Annotated in this window: 16 protein-coding genes and 1 tRNA gene; 8 read left to right on the top strand and 9 right to left on the bottom strand. The window is 70.9% G+C overall.

The genetic code is table 11. From position 1 onward, the window contains the following. Window positions 1-74 precede the first annotated feature (74 nt). Window positions 75-3,353, top strand: coding sequence for a PAS domain-containing protein (locus EXE45_RS09580; protein WP_137694191.1), 3,279 nt, complete (start codon window positions 75-77; stop codon window positions 3,351-3,353). Between the two features lie 61 nt (window positions 3,354-3,414). Then, window positions 3,415-3,963, top strand: coding sequence for an orotate phosphoribosyltransferase (gene pyrE, locus EXE45_RS09575; RefSeq protein ID WP_092920820.1), 549 nt, complete (start codon window positions 3,415-3,417; stop codon window positions 3,961-3,963). A 38-nt stretch (window positions 3,964-4,001) separates the two neighbouring features. On the opposite strand, the gene EXE45_RS09570 is transcribed toward pyrE, so the two are convergent. After that, entirely contained in the window at window positions 4,002-4,964 is a 963-nt protein-coding gene (locus EXE45_RS09570) for a MoxR family ATPase (protein WP_137694190.1), read from the bottom strand. A gap of 133 nt (window positions 4,965-5,097) precedes the next feature. On the opposite strand from EXE45_RS09570, the gene EXE45_RS09565 reads away from it, so the two are divergent. After that, a tRNA-Ser gene (locus tag EXE45_RS09565) sits at window positions 5,098-5,182 on the top strand. A 56-nt stretch (window positions 5,183-5,238) separates the two neighbouring features. On the opposite strand, the gene EXE45_RS09560 is transcribed toward EXE45_RS09565, so the two are convergent. The 3 genes from EXE45_RS09560 to EXE45_RS09550 are packed head-to-tail and all read right to left on the bottom strand — an operon-like array spanning window position 5,239 to window position 8,518. Then, window positions 5,239-5,862, bottom strand: a complete 624-nt coding sequence (locus tag EXE45_RS09560; RefSeq protein WP_137694189.1) for a dolichol kinase — start codon at window positions 5,860-5,862, stop codon at window positions 5,239-5,241. Window positions 5,863-5,866: 4 nt separating this feature from the next. Next, window positions 5,867-7,669, bottom strand: coding sequence for a glycine--tRNA ligase (gene glyS, locus EXE45_RS09555; protein WP_137694188.1), 1,803 nt, complete (start codon window positions 7,667-7,669; stop codon window positions 5,867-5,869). Beyond that, window positions 7,670-8,518: a CBS domain-containing protein gene (locus EXE45_RS09550; protein ID WP_092920816.1), complete on the bottom strand. Its 849-nt coding sequence runs from the start codon at window positions 8,516-8,518 to the stop codon at window positions 7,670-7,672. It abuts the gene before it with no gap. A gap of 254 nt (window positions 8,519-8,772) precedes the next feature. On the opposite strand from EXE45_RS09550, the gene EXE45_RS09545 reads away from it, so the two are divergent. Further along, the gene (locus tag EXE45_RS09545; protein ID WP_092920815.1) at window positions 8,773-8,991 is read left to right on the top strand and encodes a hypothetical protein; all 219 of its coding nucleotides are present in this window, start codon (window positions 8,773-8,775) and stop codon (window positions 8,989-8,991) included. A gap of 107 nt (window positions 8,992-9,098) precedes the next feature. Here the strand turns inward: EXE45_RS09545 and EXE45_RS09540 are convergent, their stop codons facing one another. The 3 genes from EXE45_RS09540 to EXE45_RS09530 all read right to left on the bottom strand — a co-directional run bounded on the left by EXE45_RS09540 (window position 9,099) and on the right by EXE45_RS09530 (window position 12,273). Beyond that, the gene (locus EXE45_RS09540; protein ID WP_137694187.1) at window positions 9,099-9,995 is read right to left on the bottom strand and encodes a ketopantoate reductase family protein; all 897 of its coding nucleotides are present in this window, start codon (window positions 9,993-9,995) and stop codon (window positions 9,099-9,101) included. Window positions 9,996-10,075: 80 nt separating this feature from the next. Next, window positions 10,076-11,317 (bottom strand): threonine synthase, encoded by a 1,242-nt coding sequence (locus EXE45_RS09535; RefSeq protein ID WP_137694186.1) that lies wholly within the window; start codon window positions 11,315-11,317, stop codon window positions 10,076-10,078. Then, window positions 11,317-12,273 (bottom strand): succinylglutamate desuccinylase/aspartoacylase family protein, encoded by a 957-nt coding sequence (locus tag EXE45_RS09530; protein WP_092920812.1) that lies wholly within the window; start codon window positions 12,271-12,273, stop codon window positions 11,317-11,319. The genes EXE45_RS09535 and EXE45_RS09530 overlap by 1 nt, the downstream gene beginning before the upstream one ends. 152 nt (window positions 12,274-12,425) lie before the next feature. Between EXE45_RS09530 and EXE45_RS09525 the strand changes: the two genes are divergently transcribed. The 3 genes from EXE45_RS09525 to EXE45_RS09515 all read left to right on the top strand — a co-directional run bounded on the left by EXE45_RS09525 (window position 12,426) and on the right by EXE45_RS09515 (window position 16,081). Continuing rightward, window positions 12,426-14,609 carry a caspase family protein gene (locus EXE45_RS09525; RefSeq protein WP_137694185.1) on the top strand — a complete coding sequence of 728 codons (2,184 nt, stop codon included), beginning with the start codon at window positions 12,426-12,428 and terminating at the stop codon, window positions 14,607-14,609. 331 nt (window positions 14,610-14,940) lie between these two features. Further along, entirely contained in the window at window positions 14,941-15,189 is a 249-nt protein-coding gene (locus EXE45_RS09520) for a hypothetical protein (RefSeq protein ID WP_137694184.1), read from the top strand. A 94-nt stretch (window positions 15,190-15,283) separates the two neighbouring features. Continuing rightward, complete coding sequence (locus tag EXE45_RS09515; RefSeq protein ID WP_092920809.1) at window positions 15,284-16,081, top strand: winged helix-turn-helix domain-containing protein; 798 nt, start codon at window positions 15,284-15,286, stop codon at window positions 16,079-16,081. Between the two features lie 17 nt (window positions 16,082-16,098). Here EXE45_RS09515 and EXE45_RS21705 read toward each other — a convergent pair whose 3' ends face one another. Together EXE45_RS21705 and EXE45_RS09510 are read right to left on the bottom strand one after the other, a co-directional pair. After that, window positions 16,099-16,224 carry a hypothetical protein gene (locus EXE45_RS21705; protein ID WP_255510209.1) on the bottom strand — a complete coding sequence of 42 codons (126 nt, stop codon included), beginning with the start codon at window positions 16,222-16,224 and terminating at the stop codon, window positions 16,099-16,101. Window positions 16,225-16,321: 97 nt separating this feature from the next. Further along, window positions 16,322-16,855 (bottom strand): inorganic diphosphatase, encoded by a 534-nt coding sequence (locus EXE45_RS09510; protein WP_092920808.1) that lies wholly within the window; start codon window positions 16,853-16,855, stop codon window positions 16,322-16,324. 343 nt (window positions 16,856-17,198) lie between these two features. Between EXE45_RS09510 and EXE45_RS09505 the strand changes: the two genes are divergently transcribed. Next, a complete protein-coding gene (locus EXE45_RS09505) occupies window positions 17,199-17,549 on the top strand; it encodes a PadR family transcriptional regulator (protein WP_092920807.1) in 351 nt (116 codons plus the stop codon). The last annotated feature ends 93 nt before the right edge of the window (window positions 17,550-17,642 follow it).

Genomic DNA, 17,642 nt, shown 5'->3' with positions numbered 1-17,642 from the left:
GCGGACCGGAACGGGCATGACCGCCCCGGACTACCCTCGTCGCGGACGACCGCCGCGGACCACCTCCGTCAGGGATGTCCGCTGAGTCGACGCTTCACGTCGGTGAGCCGGTCGAGGCGGCGTGGGGCGAACTCCCGGAGGAGACGCGCGTCCGCCGAGCGAGCGAGTTCGCGAGCGGTGCGGACAGCGGGCGGGAGGCGGCCGACGACCCGGACCGCGTGGTCGTCCGACTGCGCGTCGACCGGGAGCGCGACGACCCCGACGCGGCCGAGCCGAGCGGGGGCGGCGCCGCGGACGCCGACCTCGCGGCCGGGGGCGACGCGGTCGCGCTCGACCGCCTCGGGTCGGTCCGCGACCGCTACCCGGACGCGACCGTGCTCGCGTACACGGTCCGCGACGACTCCGACGCCGCCATCGACGCGAGCCGGCTCGGCGTCGAGTACGTCTCCGGGCGGCGGCTCGCGGCCGACGGCGAGACGCTCGCGGACAGGCTCGCGGCGCGGGCGGCGGCCGACGGAACGGGAGCCGGCGAACGCGCCGCCGGCGCCGAGGCGGAGTCGGTCCTCGAACCGTTCATCCGGATCGTCTCGGACCGGGCGACCGACCTCGACGAGAAGCTCGATCAGCTCCTGGAGCTGGGTCGGGACCGGCTCGGACTCTCGGTCGGCTACTCCTCGCACGTCGACGGCGACCGGCTGGAGATCCGGCAGTACAGCGACGGGACGGGGACGCTGGACTCGTTCCTCGAGAGCGGTCCCGACGCGGACCGATCGGTCCCGCTCGAACTGACCTACTGTCAGCGGACGGTGCGGAGCGACGAGGTGGTCGCGTTCACGGACCCCGAGGCCGCGGGGCTGGGCGACGACCCGGCCTACGAGCGGTTCGGGTTCGGCAGCTACGTCGGCGGGCGCGTCGTCGTCGACGACGAGGTGTTCGGAAGCCTCTGTTTCCTCGACCCGGAGCGCCGCGACCGTCCGTTCGACGAGTCCGAGCGGCTGTTCGTGGAGCTGCTCGCCGACTGGCTGGGCCGCGGTATCGAGCGACGGATCGCCCGCGAGGAGCGCGAGGCGGCGATCGAGCGGTTCGAACGGACGCTCGAACGGATCGACGACGCGTTCTTCGCGCTCGACTCAGACTGGCGGTTCACCTACGTCAACGAGAAGGCGGGATTGCTGCTCGACCGCGAGCCGGACGAGCTGCTCGGCACCGACATCTGGGAGGAGTTCCCGGCCGCGATCGGCGAGGAGTACGAGGAGAACTACCGTCGGGCGATGGAGACGCAGGAGCCGGTCTCGTTCGAGGACCGCTACGAGCCGCTCGACCTGTGGACCGAGGTGACCGCGTACCCCTCTCCGGACGGGCTCTCCGTGTTCTTCGCCGACGCCACGGAGCGGAAGCGCCGCGAGCGGATCCTCGAACGGCTCCTCGGCACCGTCGAGCGGATCCAGCGCGAGGACGACCGGGAGGCCGTCGCGGGCCGGCTGATCGAGGCCGCCGACGAGGTCCTCGGCTACGAGATCAGCGGCGTCCGGCTGTACGACCCCGAGACGGAGCGGCTCCGGCTGGTCGCCACGAGCGACGGGCTCGGCGACCGGTTCGCGGACAGCCGCGGGCCGCGCCGCCCCGACGAGGGGCTCACTGGCGGGGTGTTCGAGGCGGGAGAACCGCGGGTGGAAGACGACCTCGCGGCGGTCGACGACGGGCGGTCGTACCACGGGATGCGCTCCGTCGCGGCGGTTCCGCTCGGCGACCACGGCGCGTTCATCGTCGGCGCCGTCGAGCCGAACGCCTTCGACGAGAGCGACGTCTCCGTCCTCGAACTGCTGGCGACGAACGCGGTCGCCGCGATGGACGCCGCCGACCGCCGTCGCCGGCTCCGCACCTACGAGGACGCGCTCAAGAACGTCGACGACATGGTGTGCGTGCTCGACGGCGAGGGGGCCGTCACCTACGCCACCGCGCCGTTCGTCGCGTGGTTCGGCGCCGGCGGGCTCGACGAGGTCGTCGGAGAGCGACTCGCCGCGCTCGTCGACGACGCCGACGCGCCGCGGGTGGTCGACGCGGTCGCGGCGCTCACGGACGCGGCGACCGAGGGGAGCCAGGGGACGGAGCCGGCCCGGACGGTCGAACTGACCGCCGACCACGACGGCGACCGCCGACCGCGACACGGCGAGTTGCGCCTGTCGCGGCTCTCCGACCACGGGACCGGCGTCGTCGGGTCGCTGTCGGACACGACCGACCTCCGCCGGACGCGGACCGAGCTGTCCGCCGAGCGCGACCGCTTCCGGCGGCTGTTCGACCGGATCCCGGACCCCGTGATGGAGGTCGTCTTAGCGGACGACGAGACGGTCATCGACGGAGTCAACCCCGCGTTCGAGTCGCAGTTCGGCGCGGACGAGGCGGCGCTCCGCGGTCGGACGATCGGGGCGCTAGACATCCACGACGACCGGCTGGGGAGCCGCGAGGAGCGCGGCGGTCCGGCGGCGGCGGACCTCGATTCGCTGGTCCGCGACCGCGGCTTCGCGACCGAGGAAGTCCGCCGACAGACCGTGGACGGGCCGCGGGAGTTCCTCTTCCGCGGGTTCAGCTACGAGACGGAGGGGGCCCGCCGGGCGTTCGGCATCTACACCGACATCACCGACCGGAAGCGCCGCGAGCGGTACGTGCGGATCGTCAACCGGATCCTCAGGCACAACCTGCGCAACGAGCTGAACGTCGTGTTCGGCTTCGCCGGCGAGATCGCCGACCGGACCGACGACGACCGGATCCGCGACTACGCCCGCCGGATCGAGGCCACCGGCAAGCGGCTGGCCGGAGTCGCCGACGGCGCCACCACGCTCCGCCGGGTCGTCGAGAAGGGGTACGTGACCGATCCCGAGCCGATCGACGTGGGCGCCGTCGTCGAGGAGGTCGCGGCCCGGCACGCGGCCGACAGTCCCGAGGCGCGGATCACCGCCGACGTGCCGGACGGCATCGCGGTGCGCGGCGACGACCGCCTCGCCGTCGCTGTCGACAGCCTCGTGGAGAACGCCGTCGAACACGGCGGCGACGCTCCGCGCGTCGCGGTGACCGCCGAGCGCGACCCGGACGCCGGGGTCGTGGCGGTGCGCGTCGCAGACGACGGCCCGGGGATCCCGACCGCGGTTCGGGAGGTGATCACCGGGGCCCGCGAGGTGACGCAGCTACAGCACAACACCGGCGTCGGGCTGTGGATCGCCGCCTGGGTCGTGGAGGCGTACGGCGGCGAGATACGGTTCGGCTCGGGGCTCGACGGCGAGGGGGCGACGGTGACCCTCGTCCTCCCGGCAGCGGAGCGAGGCGGATCGGGGCTCGCCGGCGGGGAAGAGCGGTAGCCGACCCGCGGCGTCCGCGCGTTCCGACCCGTTTATGGTCGCCGGCGGCCCGTTTCCCCGTATGACCGACGACGACCGACGACGCGAGCTGATCGCGGCGCTCACCGCGGCCGACGCCGTCCGGTTCGGCGAGTTCGAGCTGTCGCACGGCGGCACGAGCGACTACTACGTCGACAAATACCGCTTCGAGACCGACCCGGACGCCCTGACGCTCGTCGCCGAGGCGTTCACCGACCGGCTCGCGGACGCGGACGCGAAGCTGGCGGGCGTCGCCCTCGGCGCGGTCCCGCTGGTGGCCGTCACGGCCGCCGAGCTCGGCCGCCCGTACGTCATCGCGCGAAAGCAGGCGAAGGAGTACGGCACGGGCAACCGGATCGAGGGCCGACTCGACGACGGCGAGGAGGTCGTCGTGATCGAAGACATCGCGACGACGGGGCAGTCGGCGGTCGACGCGGTCGAGGCGCTGCGCGAGGCGGGCGCGACCGTCGACCGCGTGCTGGTCGTCGTCGACCGCGAGGAGGGCGCCGCGGAGCTGCTCGCCGAGCACGGCGTCGAGTTGGAGTCGCTGCTCACGGCGACCGAGCTGCTCGACGCGCGCGACGGGGAGTAGGGCGGACGAGCCCGGGAGCGCGGACCGGTTTCCCCGAGTTACGCCTCCGGCGCCTCGACCGTCGGCACCGCGATCCGGTCGAGCACGTCGTCGATCACGTCTCGCTCGTCGACGTCGTTGACGGCCGCGTCCGGGGTCAACACGAGCCGGTGTGCGAGCGTCGGCTCCGCGACGCGCTTCACGTCGTCGGGCGTGACGAACTGGCGGCCGGCGATGACCGCCGCCGCCCGCGCCGTCTCGAAGAGGCGCTGGGTGCCGCGGGGGGAGACGCCGGCCTCGACGCGGCGGTCCTCGCGCGTCGCCCGCGCGAGCGCCGCCGCGTAGCGCAACAGGTCGTCGTCGACCCGGACCGACTCGGGCACCTTCCGCAGCGCCGCCACGGCGTCGGAGTCGAGGACGCGGTCGACCGTCGGGGACTGCTCGACGCGTCCGGCGCGGCGGCGGAGCAGCTCCAACTCGCCGTCCTCGTCGGGGTAGCCGATGGAGGTCTTGATCGTGAACCGGTCGAGCTGGGCCTCCGGCAGCGGGAAGGCGCCCTCGCTCTCGACCGGGTTCTGCGTCGCGATGACGTAGAAGGGGCTCGGCAGATCGTGAGTCTCGCCGTCGACGGTCACCTGGCCCTCCTCCATCGCCTCCAGCAGGGCGGCCTGCGTCTTCGGCGGCGCGCGGTTGATCTCGTCGGCGAGGACGACGTTCGCGAAGATGGGGCCGGGGGAAAACGAGAAGGAGCCGTCGCGCTCGTCGAACACGTTGGTGCCCGTGACGTCGGCGGGCAGGAGGTCCGGCGTGAACTGGATCCGGGAGAACTCCAGTCCGAGCGCGGTCGCGAACGAGCGCGCCGAGAGCGTCTTGCCGGTGCCGGGCACGTCCTCCAAGAGGACGTGGCCGCGGGCGAGGATGCCGAGCGTGACGCGGTCGAGGAACTCGCGGTCGGCCACGACGGCGCCGCCGACCTCGTCGACGACGCGGGCGCAGGCGTCGGCCGCTTCGGGGACGTCCATACCGACCGCACGGGGGCCGGGCCGAAAAGCGTTGCCGGAAACCCGGGACCGCGAGGCGGGCGGCCGACGGATCCGGTCGCGTCGCGGACGCGATCGAAACGCATAACAGCGGAACCGGTCAACATCGAAGCGAGCCGAGGTAGCCTAGCCTGGCCAAGGCGGTAGATTCGAAATCTACTGTCCATTCGGACACCGGAGTTCAAATCTCCGCCTCGGCGCTTCTCTCAGTCCCGTTCGGCGAGCGGCGGCGCGACCGCGTCCGTCCGATCGGCCCCTACGCGATCAGGGTCGCCGCGAGGAACATCCCGGCGGCGGCGGCGGGCGGGATGGTGAGGTTGTCGTCGACGGCGACGCCGCGGACGAGCGGCGGGAGCCCGTCGGCGATCGCGGCGGGGACCGCGCCCGCCAAGGCGACGATCACGCCGGGGTCGGGACCGAACTCGGGGATCGCGTACGGGACCGCGATCCCGAAGCAGACGAACACCATCGCGGCCACCACCGAGAGCCGCTTCGGCTCCGTCGCCGCGTTCTCCCCGAGGCCGCCGCTTATCGGGTCGCCGACGGAGAGCATCCACATCGCGGGCACGGCGAACACCGGCGCGAAGACGAGCGCGGTGGCGGCCATCCCCACCTGATACAGCGCGTAGCCCGCGATCCCGTCGGCCTCGTACTCGCGGACGAGGGCGTCGTACAGCGGGTCGAGCGGACCGACCGACCCGGAGAGGCGCAGCGCCTCGAGGACGGCCGCGACCGCGACGCTGCCCACCAGCAGCCGTCCCGTCGTCTCCCAGGAGATCCACCCGAGCAGGTACGGGACCGGGTAGAGGGTGCCGCTCGCGTGGACCAGCCGCCGCTCGAACTCCACGCGCTCGCGCCACGCCGCGGCCGGGAGCGTCACGCCCTCAGTTCCCCGCGGTCTCGACGTCGGTGTCGACCGCGTCGTACCGGTCGGCGACGGACGCGAACGGCTCGCCCTCGCGCAGCGCGGTCAGCTCGTCGGCCAAGTCCGCGACCGGGATCCGGACCTGCGCCGCGGAGTCGCGCTCGCGAAGGGTGACCGTGTCGGGACCGTCGCCCTCGATGCCGTCGCGGTCGATCGTGACGCAGAACGGGGTGCCGACCTCGTCCTGCCGGCGGTATCGGCGGCCGATCGAGCCGGAGTCGTCGTACGCGACCGCGAGGCCCGCCGCGCGCAGGTCGGCCGCGACCTCGTCGGCGAGCGCGGTGAGGCGGTCGTCGTTCGTCACCAGCGGGAAGACGGCGGCGTCCTGCGGCGCGACCTCGGGCTCCAGGGAGAGGTAGGTGCGCGCCTCGCCGTCGACCTCGTCCTCGTTGTACGCGTGCGCCAGCAGCGTCTGGACGGTCCGGCCGACGCCGAAGGAGGGCTCGACGACGTGGGGCGTGATGTGCTCGCCGCTCTCGGTCACCTCCTCGACCGAGAAGTTCGCGACGTCGGCGTCGACCTCGCGGGTCGCCGCGTCGTCGCCCTCGCCCACCGTCACCGCGACCGTCTCGCCGTCGAAGGCGTCCGGGTCGCGCTCGGCGAGCGTCTCGAGCGCCTCCGCGACCGCGGCCGCGTCGCCGCCGAACTCGGGCCCGAGGACGGACATGTCGGGATCGACGGTCGCGCGCTCGACCGTCTTCGGCTCGTCGTAACGCTTGAACACGGTGAAGGAGTCGTCGCCGTGCTCGTCGTGCTTCGAGAGGTCGTAGTCGCCGCGGTACGCGAAGCCGGCGATCTCGATCCAGTCGCCGTCGACCTCGCTCTCCGCGTCCCAGCAGTCGGCCGCGTAGTGGGCGCGCTCGCCGGCGAGGTGCTGGCGGAACCGGAACCGGTCGAGGTCGACGCCGACGCGCTCGTACCACTCCTGGGCGACGCCGAGGTAGTAGCCGACCCACGGGGAGCCGATGACCCCCGACTCGACCGCCTCGCCGACCGTCGTCTCGAGGTAGTCGCCGTCGTCGGCCTCCTGCTCGGTCGCGGGGTACAGCCGGACCTCGACGTCGCGCACGCGGTCGAGGGGCGGCTCGTCCGCCTCGGGGTCGATGAACTGCTCCAGCTCGGCCTGCGTGAACTCGCGGAGGCGGAGCAGCCCGCCGCGCGGCGAGATCTCGTTGCGGTAGGCGGGGCCGATCTGGGTGATCCCGAACGGGAGGTTCCCGCGGGCGTACTCCTTCAGCCGCGGGAACTCGACGAAGATGCCCTGGGCGGTCTCCGGGCGGAGGTAGCCGGGCTGGGCGTCGCCGGGCCCGATGTCGGTCGCGAACATGAGGTTGAACGCCTCGACCGGCTCGCCGGCGAGCGGCGTGCCGCAGGCCGGGCAGGCGATCTCGTTGTCCGCGATCAGCTCCGCGACCTCCTCGCCGGGGAGCGCCTCGGCGTCCTCGACCTCGGTGGCGTCCTCGACGAGGTGGTCGGCGCGGTGGGACTCGCCGCACTCGGGGCACTCGACGAGCATGTCGTCGAACCCCTCCAAGTGACCGGAGGCCTCGAAGACGGGCTCGGGCATCACCGTCGGCGCCTCGATCTCGCGGTTCCCCTCGCGGATGGTGAACCGGTCGCGCCACGCGTCCTCGACGTTCCGCTTGAGGGCGGCGCCCTGGGGCCCGAACGTGTAGAAGCCGGCGGTGCCGCCGTACGCGCCGTTCGAGCCGAAGAAGAACCCGCGGCGCTTCGCGAGTTCGGCGAGCGCGTCCGCGGCCATCTACAGCCCCTCCAGCAGGTCCACGTCGCGGACGATCCCGTCGAGGTCCGTGCCCGACACGAGCGGGACCTGCTCGATGTCGTTGCTGATGAGCTCCTGGGCGACCTCCCGCGCCGTCCGCGTGGCGTTGACCGTGATCAGGTCTTCGGTCATGAAGTGACGGACCGCCTCCGCGGGGATCTCGACGTTCCGGGTCGGGAGGTAGCGCGCGCCGGTCGCCTTGATCCCCTCCCAGGACCACTCGGAGTCCTCCTCGGCGATCGAGTCGCCGGTGCTCGCCTCGCCCTCGACGACGCGGGCGACCGCGAGGATGTCGACCTCGGTGAGCATCCCCGCGACCGCGGCGTCGTCGTCGAGGACGACCGCGTACGGGACGCCGGAGAGCCCGATCTCGCGCTCGGCGACCGGCAGCGGCGTCGCGGTGTGGGTGGCGTTGACCGAGCGGGTCGCGAGCTCGCCCACCTCGGTCTCGCCGTCGACCTCGCCGCGGGCGATCGCCCGCACCACGTCGGTGACGGTGAGGATGCCGACGAGCTCGTCGCCGTCGACCACGGGGAGGCGCCGCGACCCCTCAGCGACCATCGTTCGGGCGGCGTCGACGATGTCGTCGTCGGCCCCGACGGTCGGCACCTCGCGCATCAGGAGCGCCAGCTGGTCCTCGTCCGGCTGGTCGATCAGGTCGTCGCGCGTGACGAGCCCCCGGTACACCTCGTCGCCGTCGACGTCCTTCACGACCGGCACCGACGAGAACCCGTGGTCCTGGATGTACTCCAACACGTCATTCCGGCTCCCGGGGATCTCGACGACGACGAGCTCCGACCGGGGCGTCATGGCGTCTGCGACGTTCATGCCCGCCTTTCAGCGCGACACCTCTTGTATACTGCGAAGGTGTGCGGAGCCGAATCACCGAGGGGACGGGGGGACGTCGGTGTGCGGTTCGGGCCCCATGAGCCGATGAGAAACCCGACACGTTTCGCCGTATCGTCGGCCGATCGGCGGTTTTTCGACAGATACGTCGGCGGGCAGTCCCGGACATCTCCGATTCGACGGCCGATCTCGTCCGGGTTCGCAACTCTTATAAATACTGTGAACAATTCACAACCATGTCACGGAGTTCCACTCCTTGGGACGAGCCGGACCCCGACCGCCGCCGTACGGCGCTGCCGACGGAGCCGAGGCTCGACGCCGCCGCGCCGGACGTGATGGCGTCGATCGACTCCTCGTCGTCGCGACCGGAGTTCGTCATCGCGGACGTCTCGCGGGAGGACGCGTGGGTGTCGGTCGACGAGGCCGACGCGACCGTCCTCGAGGAGTGGTGTTGAGCGCGTAGCCGCCGCCCCGTTTTCCCTCGCCGTCGCCCCGTTTTCCCTCGCCGTCGCCCCGTTTTCCCTCGCCGCCGTCGCGTATGGCACCGGCGGCGGCGCCCCGATCACCGGAGTCCGCGAGACGCTTCCCAGCCGCGGATCAGCGAACCGACCGTCCGACAGGTCGGCGCCGGCACGCCGTGCCGGTCCGCCCGGTCGACGACCGCGCCGTAGACGGCGTCGACTTCGGTTCGTCGCCCGTTCTCGACGTCCTCGCGCATCGACGACCGGTTGGCGGCGGTGTCGCCGGCGACGCGCTCGACGGCCGTGACCGCCCGCTCGTCCGGGAGGTCGACCCCGACCGCCCGGGCGACGCGGGCCGTCTCGCGGGCGGCCTCGCGAGCGACCCCGCCGGCGGGCCCGTCGAGCGTCGGTCCGTTCTCGGTCCGCGCGAGCGCCGAGGGGCCGTTGATCCCGGCGTTGACCGCGAGCTTCTCGAAGCGTCGCACGGGCATGTCGTCGGCGACGGTCACCTCGACGCCGGCCGCCTCGAAGGCCGCTCCGACCCGCGCGGCGGCCGGACTCGCGCCGCCGGAGAGCGCGCCGACCACCACCGCTCCGATGCCGGTACAGGTGACGCGGCCCGGCTCGACGAACCGGGCGCCGTAGCTCGCGGTGCCGGCGAGGACCGTCGCGTCGAGCGCGGCGACCAGCCGCTCCTCGGTGAGCCCGTTCTGGAGCGAGCAGACCGCCTCGTACTCGCCGGTCGCGAGCGCGCGGGCCGCCGCGTCGGTGTCGTACGCCTTGGTCGTGACTAATGCGAGGTCGGCGGCGCGGTGCCGCCCGTCGGTGAGCGCTCGGGGCGTGACGCGGGCGTCGACCTCGCCGTCGATCCGGAGCCCGTCCTCCCGAATCCGCCGCATGTGCGGGTCGCGCCCGACGAGCGTCACGTCGTGTTCGCGCGCCAGCAGCCCGCCCACGAGGCTCCCGAGCGCGCCCGCGCCGTAGACGAGCACCTTCATGCGAGGACGGACGAGCGCCGACTGAAAAGGGATAACGGTGGGGTAACCCGCCGCCTCGGGGCCGCCGACTCCGACCAGACTCAACCCTTCAGTCCGCTCCCGGTCAGCGGCACCACCACGTCTTCGTCGGGACCGATCTCGCCGCGCCCACGGAGCGTCCGCAGCGCCGCGGGCGCGACCGCGCAGGTCGGTTCCGTGTAGAAGCCGGCGGCGTGGAGCCGGTCGAGTTCGCGCGTCGCGGCCGCCTCGGTGACGGCGAGCGCGTCACCGCCGGTCGCGGCGATCGCCGCGCGGATCTCGCGGTCGCGGACCGGCTCCGCGATCTGGATCCCGTCCGCCGCGTCGTTGACCGCGTCGTCCGGATCGGCGGCGTCGGGGCCGTGAAGCGCGCGGACGATCGGCGCGACCCCGGCCGCCTGCGCGCCGTAGAGCCGGGGAACCGCGTCGATCCAGCCGGCGCGTTCGAGCCGGCGGAACCCGCGGTAGGCGCCGAGGAACAGCGTGCCGTGGCCGAGCGGCGTCACGACCGCGTCGGGGGCGTCCCAGCCGCGCTGGGACGCGATCTCGTACGCGACCGTGGCGGTGCCCTCGAGGAACGCCGGGTTCCAGGCGTGGCTGGCGTACCAGGCGGGGTCGTCGCCCGCGGGGTCGTCCGCGTCCTCACCCACGGCGTCGTCCGCGTCACCGAGCGCCGCCACGCACGCGTCCGTCACGTCTCCCCGGCTCCCCTCGATCCGGACCGGGTCGGCGCCGGCGCGTCGGATCGCCCGGAGCTTCGATTCCTTCGCGTCGGCCGGGACGTAGATCTCGGCGTCGATGCCGGCGCGGGCGGCGTAGGTCGCGACCGCGGCGCCCGCGTTGCCCGAGGAGTCCTCGACGACGCGCTCGACGCCCAGCTCGCGGGCCCGGGTCAGCGTCGTCGTCGCCCCGCGGTCCTTGAACGAGCCGGTCGGGAACACGTACTCCAGCTTGAACGACGCGTTCCACGGAGGGAATTCGGCGTCTCCGGCGGCCCCGTCCTCGCTCCGGTCGGCGTCGACGAGCGGCGTCATCCCCTCGCCGAGCGTCACCCGATCGACGGGGTCGTCCCCGACGGCGAGCAGGTCGTCGAACGCCCAGAGCCCGTCGCGCGCGTCGAACGACTCGGGGTCGGGCGCCTCGCCCGCGGGCGTCGGCGGGCCGGCGAACTCGAGGGGCGAACCGCACCGACAGCGCCAGCGGTCGCGGTACGTCTCGCCGCACTCGGGGCAACGGAGCCGGTCGGGTTCGGACGTCCTCGACGCCGGAGTTTCGGAGTCGCGGGCGTCGGTAGGGGACCCCATCAGTATCGGTCGACGTTGGTTCCGATCGAGCAGACGTACTCGCCCGCGGCCACCTGTGGGAGCCGACGGGTCCGCCAGAAGATGCCGTCGGTGTCGGCGGTCACGCGGCCCTCTAAGGCGCCGAAGGTGTCCGTCACCTCGAAGAGGACGTCGCCTTCGGAGACGCGCTCGCCGAGCTCGCGCTCGAAGCGGACCAACCCCCCGGCGGGCGAGCCGTACTGGTCGAAGCCGCGGGCGCGCGTCTGGGATTCGAGAGAGGCGTCGCCGTCGAGGAACCCGTAGTGGCGGAGGACGTTGAACACGCCCTCGACGCCGTACCGGATCGACTCCTCGTCCCAGCCCACGCAGCCGCCGAGTTCTGGGTCGACCGTGGGGATACCGTGTTCCGGGCCGGCCCGTGCGAGCTGGCCGTCCGGGCCCTTGATGTCGAGCACGTGCCCGCAGCCGAACGCCTTCGCGAGCTCTAAGCAGTCGCCGTGGAGCCGGTGGCGGACGCCGCAACGCACGCGGGTCTCGTTTATCATCCGGCTCGTCGACCCCTGGTGGAGGTCAAGGATGTAGTCGGCGCGCGTGGCGGCCTGGAACGTCTCGTGGGCGATCCGTTCGCTGGTCGTCCCGTCGGCGTCGCCCGGGTAGCCGCGGTTCATCTTCCGGTCGTCGACCGGGTTCCGGTGTTCGGCGGCCTGGAACGCGAAGTGGTTCACGATGCCGACGACGAGGACGGAGCCCGACAGCTCGGCCGGGTCGATCCGGGGGACGACGCGGTTGACGACGCCTAACCCGTTCAGTTCGTCGCCGTCGCTCACCGCCTGGACGTACAGCGTCGGCCCGTCGGCCGCGCCGTTGATCGCGGCGACCGGCAGCCGGACGGGGCTCCCGTCCCGCATCTCTCCCACCTCGAGACGGCCCGTGTCCGTCTCCCCCGGAGAGGCGCGGGCCGTTCCCAGCGTTATCATTACGCGGAGGTGGGGCGGCCGGGACTTTATCCGTTCGGTCCGCGGCGATCCGACCGACGCAACCTTTATCGCCGCTATCGCACAACCCAGTGGCACGCACTACCGCGGCGCCGGTCTCCCGTACCCGACGACGACCGTCGCGGCGAGTTCCCATGAGCATCGACATCGACCCGCTGCGCGAGGCCGACGGGATCACCGTCACGGACCACATCGAGAACACCCAGTTCGAGGTGTACACCGACCGGCCGGTCGACCCCCGTCCGCGCCCCGCGTCGGACCACTACTTCCCGGTCGACACCAGCGTCGCCGTCGAGACCGGCTCAGTCGAGATCCCGCGCGTCGCGGTCGTCGAGACGCGCGATGGTGAGGGTTCGTTACTGTCGCGCGGCGACTGCTACGAAATGCCCGATAGCACGTACCACGTCGGGATCGACCCCGCGCCGACGAAACTGTACCTCACCTTCGACGCCGGGTTCTCCGTCTCGACGACCGACCGGACCACCCGGATCGACCTCGACGCGCCGGCCACCGTCGGGCTCGGCTTCCGGTCGCTCCACCAGACGCCGGCGGGGACGATCACCACGCCGACCGATCCGGAGTCGCTGATGGACGCCGTCTCGCTGCTCGGGTCGGCGCTCCAGACGACCAGTCCCGAGCGGTCGTTCCCGACCCTGCGGGGCCATCCTCCCCTCATCGAGCCCGGCGAGGAGTTCCGCGTCCCCGAGCGGGTCGAGCCGGTCGAGAGCGGCGTGCGGATCGTCGTCCCGCCCGAGTACCGCTACCTCTACCCCGTCGTCTCGCTGGCGTACTACTTCGCCGCCGACGTCGTCCCCGGCGACGCCCCGCGGATCGAGGGCGACGGGTGGACGTACCCGCTCGAACCGGAATTCGAGGCGCGGGCCGCCGAGGTGCTCAGGCAGTCGTTCCACATGGACTGTCTCGCCCGCACGGAGGGGTTCTACCCGGTCGACCTCCACGAGCGCGAGACGACGGGCCTCGACCTCGACTGGGGGCGGCTGTACGACCTCCCGCTCGCCGAGCGGCTCGGCGAGTACCTCGACGTTCCGTTCGAGGCGGTCGAGCCCGAACTGCCGCAGTGGACGCTGACGACGGACGTGCGTCCCGACCCAGGGAACGTGGAGATGCTCCCGTTCGTCGCCGGCGAGCTGTCGATCGTCCGCTCGCCGGAGACCGTCACGCCGGCGGACGACGACGGGGGCGTCGGCGTCGGCTTCTTCGGCGGCGCGGGCCGAAACTCGGCGGCGACCACGAGGCGGGAAGTCCCGGGCGGCGGCGTCGACCTCGACAGCCGTGGGAGCCCCGCCGGCGGCGAGTTCGTGCGCGGCGCCGCGAGCGCGGGGGTCACCCGCGGGGCGGACGCCTCCACGGAACGCGGGGCCGTCCCGGCGCAGACCGAGTTCGTCCGACCGGAGCCGGTCGATACCGTCGAGCACGCGTGGGTCGGTGACGGCGTCCCGCTCGACGCCAACAAGGCGACGCTCGACGCGTACCACCGCCGGCTCGAAGTCGGGCAAGTCGAGCAGTCGCGGATCTCCGTCCTCGTCGTCTGTAACGACGATCAGATGCGCGAGGAAGGGAACGTCGCCGACCTGTACGGGCTCCGCGACATGGTCCAGTTCGACATCGAGGTGCGCCACGACCGCACCCGCGAGGAGATGCGCGAGACCCTCGAGTCCGACATCGACTTCCTCCACTACATCGGCCACGTCGACGACCGCGGGATGCAGTGCGCGGACGGCTACCTCGATCTGACCGACGAGGACCTCGAAATCGGCGTCAGCGCCTTCCTGCTCAACGCCTGCCAGTCCTACCAGCAGGGCGAGGCCCTGATCCACCGCGGCTCGCGCGGCGGCATCGTCACGCTCTCAGACGTGGCGAACTCGCCCGCGACGAAGCTGGGCCGGATCATCGCCCGACTGATGAACAGCGGGTTCAACCTCCGGACCGCGCTACACGTGGCCAAGCGGGAGTTGATTACGGGTCACCAGTACATCGTCGTGGGCGACGGGGGGACGACGATCTGTCAGAGTCGGAGCGGTGGAATATTTGCTGTAGATGTGAAAACAGACAAATCAAAGAACTATGATATATCCGCTAAAATGTATCCAAATGGACCGTACACTAATGGGTCACTAGTTGGACTTAATTTAGATTCAGATACTATGAATTATTACGTCCCAGAAGAAATATACATTTCTGATGTAGGAAGAAAGGAACTCACGTCTTTCTTAGAATTAGAGTTATTGCCAGTTTTTGTAGATGGGGCTCTTGCGTGGAGCGACCAGCTTGCTGAAGATCAGGGACCAGGATTGTAGACAGCCGCATTCGCCGCCGCGGGCGCCGCCTGCGTCAGCAGCAGCAGCGCGGTGAACAGGACGCCGGCCATCTTCGGGTGCTCTGCAACGTAATCTGCCACACTTTCGTGCATATTCGAAAAGTATCAGGATAAATAAATATTAAGATTGTTCTGCGGTTGAATTATAGAGATATTTGAAACATATTATATTTGTATTAAATTGGTAGGAATCGTTGGACGCCGAGAAACGGCCGATTCTACGGAGGCCATGGACGACTGAGAACCGGCGCTCTCGCGGGATCCACCGAGGACCGCGTTTTTTCACCGGCGAGCGCGCAGGTCAAGCCGCAATGACCGACATCGAGGCCGCGATCCGGGAGGCGTTCGAGCACACCGAGTACGACCTCGGCGACGTCGCGGTCAACCGGCGACAGGTCCGCGTGCCGGTGATCCAGGAGGGGGCCGACCCCGACGCGCTGCGGGCGGTGATCGAGGAGGCACTCGGCGCGGACGGGCTCGCGGCCGTGACGGTGACCACGGAGCGGATCGCCGGCGAGGACACCGTCGGCACCGTCGTGTCGTTCCGGTACCGGGACTGACGCGACCGGCGAGCGCGGAGGGGCCCGAGCGCGGCGCCCGCGACCGCGACGCGGTACGGTTAACAGGGCGGTACCCGTACACACGGATCGTACGATGACGGCCGAGGACGGACACGACGGCGCACAGTACCTCGCCGGCTCGCCCGTTCGGGTCGCGATACTGCGGGCGCTACGCGACGATCCGCGGCGCCCCGCGGAGTTGACCGACGCGGTCGACGCCACCCGAACGACGGTCCAGCGGATCCTCGCGGGGTTCCGCGAGCGCGACTGGGTGGTGAAACGCGACGCCGCCTATCGGGTGACGCCGACCGGTGAGCGCGTCCACGACGCGTACGAGACGCTCCTGAGGGAGGTCGAACGCGCCGACCGCTACGGCCGGTTCGCGGCGACCGTCGAACGCGTCGGGGTCGACTTCCCCGGAGACGGGATCCCCGACAGCGAGCTCACGGTCGCGTCCGATCAGAACCCCCTGGCGGCCGTCGATCGGCTCACGGAGCTCCTCCGCGAGAGCAGCGGCGCCGAGATCCGGGCCGTCTCTCCCGTCGTCCTCCAGCAGTTCAACGAGGCGGCGGCCGCGGCGTTGGACGGCGGCGCGAGCGTGGAGCTGATCATCGACCGCGACGTGGCCGACGCGTCGGTCGCGGAGTTCGAGCCGGCGACCGACCGAGCGCTCGACGACGACGACGCCGAGGTGTACGTGAGCGCAGAGCCGATAGAGTACGGACTGTTCCGGTGTGACGACATCGCCTGCGTGACCGCGTACGACGAGCGGAACAACCCGCGGTGCGTGCTCGAATCGACCGACGAGGCGGTCGTCGACTGGGTCGACGAGGCGTTCGAGACGCTTCAAGCGGACGCGGCGCGGCTCTCATCGGTCGTCGAACGAGTCTGAACGGGCGTCAGCGACCCCTACGCGTCGTCGCTCGCGGCGGTGTCGTCGGGAGCCGCGCCGTCCGGCGTGTCGTCGTCCGGATCGAAGTTCGCGGGAACGACCGTCGGGTGATCGATGCCGACGGCGGGCGTGGTGGCGCTCATGATTCCGCTAGACGATACGCGACTCGCGCCCTAAAAATTACCCATAGGCATAACGCATCCGATCGCGGGCGCCGGATGTGCCCAGGTTATATCGTCGCTACGCGATCTGCTCGTCGTACAGCTCCTGCGCGTGTTCGATGGCCGCTTTCGCGGCCGCCTTGTCCTCCCAGCCGAGCGTTTCGACCTCCTTGCCGGCCTCGAGGTTCTTGTACGTCGAGAAGAACTCGTCTATCTCGTCGCGGATCTGTCGGGGGATGTCCTCGAGGTCCTCGATGTGATCGAACCGGGGGTCCTCGGTCGGCACCGCGATCACCTTGTCGTCCTGCTCGCCGTCGTCGTCCATCTTCATCAGCGCGACGGGGCGGGCCTCGACGACGCAGCCGGGGAACGTCTGGTCCTCGACGAGCACCATCACGTCGAAGGGGTCCTCGTCGTCGTAGTACGACTGCGGGATGAAGCCGTAGTCGTACGGGTAGTGGACGTTCGAGTGAAGCACGCGGTCGAGCACGACGCCGGGGACGTCCTTGTCGTACTCGTACTTGTTCCGCTCGCCTTTGAGACACTCGACGACGGCGTAGATCTCGTCCGGCGCGTTCGGTCCCGTCTCGAGATCCTCCCAGAGGTTGACCATGTGCCCGTTGATGGGTCGAAGTCGGGCAAAGTCCTTTCGGGATCGCCTGAGCCGATGCGCTGGCGGCGGAACGGGGACGCGGCACCGCGTCACCGGCCCGAGCCCGCCAACCGCCGATCCGCGGGTTTCGATCGCGAACCGAAGCGACGGTACGACCGAGAGATCGTCGACCGGCTCGGCGCAAACGGAATCGATCAGTCGAACGCGCTCCGCGGCCGGATCGCACGGGTGTCCGCCGAGAGACCGTCGATACCGAGAGATCCGGACGAACGTTCGGAGTTACGCATCGCAGCGATCGTGAACGTTGAGAAAGACTATAAGTTCGGGTCCCCTTCCCTCAGGCATGTCAGAGGCACAAACAGTCACTGATGAATCGAGGGCGGCAAGCGATCTCACGGCGTTCCAGCAGAACATCCTCACCATCCTGGCCGAGGAGCCGATGTACGGTCTCGCCATCAAGCGCGAGCTGGAGGAGTACTACGGCTCCGAGGTGAACCACGGGCGCCTCTACCCGAACCTCGACGACCTCGTCGACTACGGGTTCGTCGGGAAGAGCGAGCTCGACAAGCGGACGAACCAGTACGAGCTCACCGAGGCCGGCCACGACATCGTCCTCGGCCAGATCGAGTGGGTCCTCGGGCGCTTCGTCACCGACGAGGCGCGCGCGGACGAGGTCCGTGCGCTGCTCGAGTAAGGGCGACAGCGCGCGGTCCCGCGCGGTCGACGGCATCGAATCCGATCGAAAATTCCTGGCACACGGCGCGGCGAAAGCCGCGTTCTCTTTTCG

The sequence above is a fragment of the Halorubrum sp. SP9 genome, assembly GCF_005435015.1.
Taxonomy (GTDB): domain Archaea; phylum Halobacteriota; class Halobacteria; order Halobacteriales; family Haloferacaceae; genus Halorubrum; species Halorubrum sodomense.
This window is presented reverse-complemented; position numbering and strand designations above follow the sequence as displayed.

Bases quoted from the DNA above. Each gene is read 5' to 3' on its own strand.
- EXE45_RS09580 (WP_137694191.1), top strand. From the start codon at position 75: ATGTCCGCTGAGTCGACGCTTCACGTCGGTGAGCCGGTCGAGGCGGCG.
- pyrE (WP_092920820.1), top strand. From the start codon at position 3,415: ATGACCGACGACGACCGACGACGCGAGCTGATCGCGGCGCTCACCGCG.
- EXE45_RS09570 (WP_137694190.1), bottom strand. From the start codon at position 4,964: ATGGACGTCCCCGAAGCGGCCGACGCCTGCGCCCGCGTCGTCGACGAG.
- glyS (WP_137694188.1), bottom strand. From the start codon at position 7,669: ATGGCCGCGGACGCGCTCGCCGAACTCGCGAAGCGCCGCGGGTTCTTC.
- EXE45_RS09550 (WP_092920816.1), bottom strand. From the start codon at position 8,518: ATGAACGTCGCAGACGCCATGACGCCCCGGTCGGAGCTCGTCGTCGTC.
- EXE45_RS09545 (WP_092920815.1), top strand. From the start codon at position 8,773: ATGTCACGGAGTTCCACTCCTTGGGACGAGCCGGACCCCGACCGCCGC.
- EXE45_RS09540 (WP_137694187.1), bottom strand. From the start codon at position 9,995: ATGAAGGTGCTCGTCTACGGCGCGGGCGCGCTCGGGAGCCTCGTGGGC.
- EXE45_RS09535 (WP_137694186.1), bottom strand. From the start codon at position 11,317: ATGGGGTCCCCTACCGACGCCCGCGACTCCGAAACTCCGGCGTCGAGG.
- EXE45_RS09530 (WP_092920812.1), bottom strand. From the start codon at position 12,273: ATGATAACGCTGGGAACGGCCCGCGCCTCTCCGGGGGAGACGGACACG.
- EXE45_RS09525 (WP_137694185.1), top strand. From the start codon at position 12,426: ATGAGCATCGACATCGACCCGCTGCGCGAGGCCGACGGGATCACCGTC.
- EXE45_RS09520 (WP_137694184.1), top strand. From the start codon at position 14,941: ATGACCGACATCGAGGCCGCGATCCGGGAGGCGTTCGAGCACACCGAG.
- EXE45_RS09515 (WP_092920809.1), top strand. From the start codon at position 15,284: ATGACGGCCGAGGACGGACACGACGGCGCACAGTACCTCGCCGGCTCG.
- EXE45_RS21705 (WP_255510209.1), bottom strand. From the start codon at position 16,224: ATGAGCGCCACCACGCCCGCCGTCGGCATCGATCACCCGACGGTCGTT.
- EXE45_RS09510 (WP_092920808.1), bottom strand. From the start codon at position 16,855: ATGGTCAACCTCTGGGAGGATCTCGAGACGGGACCGAACGCGCCGGAC.
- EXE45_RS09505 (WP_092920807.1), top strand. From the start codon at position 17,199: ATGTCAGAGGCACAAACAGTCACTGATGAATCGAGGGCGGCAAGCGAT.